Here is a 3,363-nt window from a genome sequence, read left to right as displayed (position 1 = left end):
TCTTTGCCGCGCTCGGCATCGCGCCCGCCGTGCTGCCCGCCTGCCTTGCGACCTGGCTGCTGGTGGCGGGCGCTTTTCTGGCCCGGCCGCAGAGCGTGAAGCCCGACTACCGTATCGTCCTGATGCTGTCGGCCGCGGCGCTGGTCTGCGCCTTCGCGGTTTCGCTCGCCCAGCACGGGCCGGGCTCCGGCATCGTGCTGGCGGCAAACCTGTCGATCCTGCTGCTGGCCGGTGCGCTTGCGGGCTTCGCCATGCGCGACGGTGGCTGGCTGCGCCGCCCCGCGGCAGACCAGCTTCCCGCATAAACGAACAGGGCGGCCAATTCCGGGCCGCCCTGTTCCTATATAATTCCTATATAATAAGGTATCGCCGCCTGGTGCCTAGTCGATCAGGCGCATCACCAGCGGGGCCTCGGTCAGCGCCGGGCTGCCCGCGAGCAGGTCGAGCGCCTTGGCGACCGAACCTTCCGGCCCCTCGTGCGTGACCATGGCCACCAGCACCGGCTCGCCATCCTCACCCGGCTTGCCATGCTGGATCAGGCTCTCGATCGAGACCTCCGCGTCGCGCAAGGCGGCGGTGATCTCGGCCAGCACGCCGGGGCGGTCGGCCACGGTGAAGCGGATATAGGCGCGGTTGCGGCGGCCCGCCGGATCGGCCGGCGTGCTCGGCTGGAGCATGGCGGCGGGCAGACCGAGCGGCGGCGGGTTGAAGCCGCGCGCGATGTCGATCAGGTCGGCCACCACGGCGCTGGCAGTCGGCCCCATGCCAGCACCCGCACCCTGAAGCAGCAGCTGGCCAACATGATCGCCCTCGATCACCACGGCATTGGTCGGCCCCTTCGGCCCCGCCAGCGCATGGTCCTTGGCGACCAGGCACGGCGCAACCCGCTGGAACAGGCGCGGGCCAAGCTCATCGGTGGTGCAGTCGGCAAGGCCGATCAGACGGATCACGAAGCCCAACTGGTCGGCCTGCGCGATGTCGGCGGCGCGGATCGCGCTGATGCCCGAGCAGTCGACCGCGCCGAAATCGATCCGGGTGCCGAAAGCGAGCGAGGCCAGAATGGCCAGCTTGTGCGCGGCGTCCACACCCTCGACGTCGAAGGTCGGGTCGGCCTCGGCATAGCCCAGCTCCTGCGCGTCCTTCAGCACGTCGGCGAAATCGGCGCCCGAGCCCTCCATCTGCGAGAGGATATAATTGCAGGTGCCGTTGAGGATGCCATAGATGCGCTCGATCCGGTTGGCCGCCGCGCCTTCGCCCAGCCCCTTGATCGCCGGGATGCCGCCCGCCACCGCCGCCTCATAACGCAGCGGCACACCGGCCTGCTCCGCCGCTTCGGCCAGCTCCATGCCGTGGTGCGCGATCATCGCCTTGTTGGCGGTGACCAGCCCCTTGCCGCCCGCGAGCGTCTTGCGCGCCAGCGCCAGCGCCGGACCGTCGGAGCCACCAACCAGCTCCACGACCACATCCACATCGTCGCGATCCGCGAAGGCAGCCATGTCGTCTTCCCAGGCATAGCCCGACAGATCGACACCGCGATCCTTGCTGCGGTCGCGCGCGTTGACGGCGACGATCTCGATCGGACGCCCAGCGCGCCTGGCAATAAGGTCGCCGTTCTCGGTGAGAACGCGGATTACCCCCGCGCCAACCGTACCCAGCCCTGCCAATGCGATCCGCAAGCTGTCCGCCATTTAGTGCCCTCTTTCGCAAGTCCCGGAGCCGGCGCAAATGCCGGACCTTCGTGCAGGGGCGTTAAAGCCCGGCGCGCGCCATGGCTAGGGTGCGATCGTGGCCAATGGACCGAATTTTCAGCCCATCCGCCGCTCGCACGGCCCCAGCTCGCGCTTGATGAAGGCATAGTCCTCCTGCGCCTGTCGCCGCGAGGCGCGGTCGGACTGGAGATAACTGTCGGCAGGAAGCTGATCGGGCAGCTCGCAGGCGAAGCGATACCAGGCGATCGTCTCAGGCTCGGGCGGACGAGCGCCCTGATCGACGATCTCTCCCAGCGAAACGCCCCAGTGCGGTTCCATGCCCGGACGCCGCACGACGCTCAGCGAAACCGGTGCGCCGGTCGCGGTCTGGATGAACATCTGGGTTTCCGATTCGCCCGCGAGGTTACCGGCCACCGAAATCACATCCTTGAGGCCCGTGATCGCCGGCAGCGCATCGCTGGCCGCGAGCTGGGTCAGCACCCGTTCGAGCCGGGCTTCGATCATGGGGCCGGCCGGAATCAGCGAATCGGACGACAACAATTGCACCGAATTGGGCTGTCCGGGCACCGGGTCCGCGAAGAAAACGAATGCCTGACGGGTGATTCGCGGCAATTCCCTGTCCTGATTCGGCATCTTATCGACAAGAAAATTCAAGGATTCGCCCAAAGGCACCGGACTTTTCAACAATCGCCGAATCGTCGACTCGGCGTACAGTCGGACCTGCCCCGGCGCGAGGTTCGGCGCCCGCTCGACAGGCACAACTATTTGTTTATCAACAAAAACAACACCGACAATATCCGCCTTCAGCGCGTGAGAGACGAGGTCGGCATAGGTTGGCGCGCGCTCTGGCGGCAGTTCGGCTGAAACGGGGGCTTGCGAGCCACTTTGCGTGCCCGTCGTGGCGCATGCAGACACCGCCAGAGCGGCCGTAACCGCGGCAGTAACCATACGAAATTTCGAGCAAATCAGCGTGTGAGCGGGCATTGACGCCTTCCTTTCCAAGCCATGGTTCAGGGGCATAGCAACCCGCGAGTTTCGCATAAAGAAATGACGTACGCGTGAATCACCCGTGAACGGATAAAGCGTTTGCCCATGCCCGCCATCGCCGTTACACCCTCGCCAAACGGCCCGGCTAACAAAACAAGATTACTGGCGCCTTAGCATTGCACATTCCATCAAGGTTTGCTGCAAAGGGGAAAGTGATGTCGGTTTCGGCCGAACATTTTTGAATCGAGCGTGGCCAGCATACCACACCAATGGTTGCTGGCCCTGAGGGCCAGGCCCCCTTGTGGGCATGGCGTGTTTGAGATGGAGTGATGGGACTGGATGGCTTACGCTGACCAACAAATGAGCGGTAGTCGCGTCGTCGCGATTATCATCGTTGGCCTCATTCATGTCGTCATTGGCTACACGTTGGTCACCGGGCTTGCCTATTCGGCGGTCAAATCGGTGGTCGAGCGTGTAACCACGGTCGATATTGAAGAGCCCGAACCCGAGCCGACGGAGGAAGTCCCTCCGCCGCCGGAACCTGATACGGTACCGCCGCCGCCGGTTGCGCCGCCGCCGCCGATCAATATTGCGCCGGCACCGCCGCCGATCGTGACACAGCCGCGGATTCCGCCGCCAGCCCCGCCAGCGCGCATCATTCCGCCGC

The 3,363-nt window shown here is 65.4% G+C and carries 3 protein-coding genes and 1 pseudogene; 2 read left to right on the top strand and 2 right to left on the bottom strand.

The genetic code is table 11. From position 1 onward, the window contains the following. Positions 1-305, top strand: a 305-nt coding sequence (locus D2V17_RS21145; RefSeq protein WP_220474045.1) for a hypothetical protein, incomplete at its 5' end; no start/stop codon positions are given. Positions 306-380: 75 nt separating this feature from the next. Here D2V17_RS21145 and D2V17_RS01530 read toward each other — a convergent pair. Beyond that, positions 381-1,688 carry a homoserine dehydrogenase gene (locus D2V17_RS01530; RefSeq protein WP_119591386.1) on the bottom strand — a complete coding sequence of 436 codons (1,308 nt, stop codon included), beginning with the start codon at positions 1,686-1,688 and terminating at the stop codon, positions 381-383. A gap of 117 nt (positions 1,689-1,805) precedes the next feature. Next, positions 1,806-2,693 (bottom strand): hypothetical protein, encoded by an 888-nt coding sequence (locus tag D2V17_RS20885; protein WP_147367167.1) that lies wholly within the window; start codon positions 2,691-2,693, stop codon positions 1,806-1,808. Between the two features lie 342 nt (positions 2,694-3,035). Here D2V17_RS20885 and D2V17_RS01520 point away from each other — a divergent pair. After that, positions 3,036-3,363, top strand: a pseudogene (locus D2V17_RS01520) (energy transducer TonB); the annotation flags it as partial.

This window comes from Aurantiacibacter xanthus (assembly GCF_003584015.1).
GTDB lineage: Bacteria > Pseudomonadota > Alphaproteobacteria > Sphingomonadales > Sphingomonadaceae > Alteraurantiacibacter > Alteraurantiacibacter xanthus.
This window is presented reverse-complemented; position numbering and strand designations above follow the sequence as displayed.

What these genes read in the sequence shown, in the direction of transcription:
- D2V17_RS01530 (WP_119591386.1), bottom strand. Translation starts at nt 1,688, where the DNA reads ATGGCGGACAGCTTGCGGATCGCATTGGCAGGGCTGGGTACGGTTGGC.
- D2V17_RS20885 (WP_147367167.1), bottom strand. Translation starts at nt 2,693, where the DNA reads ATGCCCGCTCACACGCTGATTTGCTCGAAATTTCGTATGGTTACTGCC.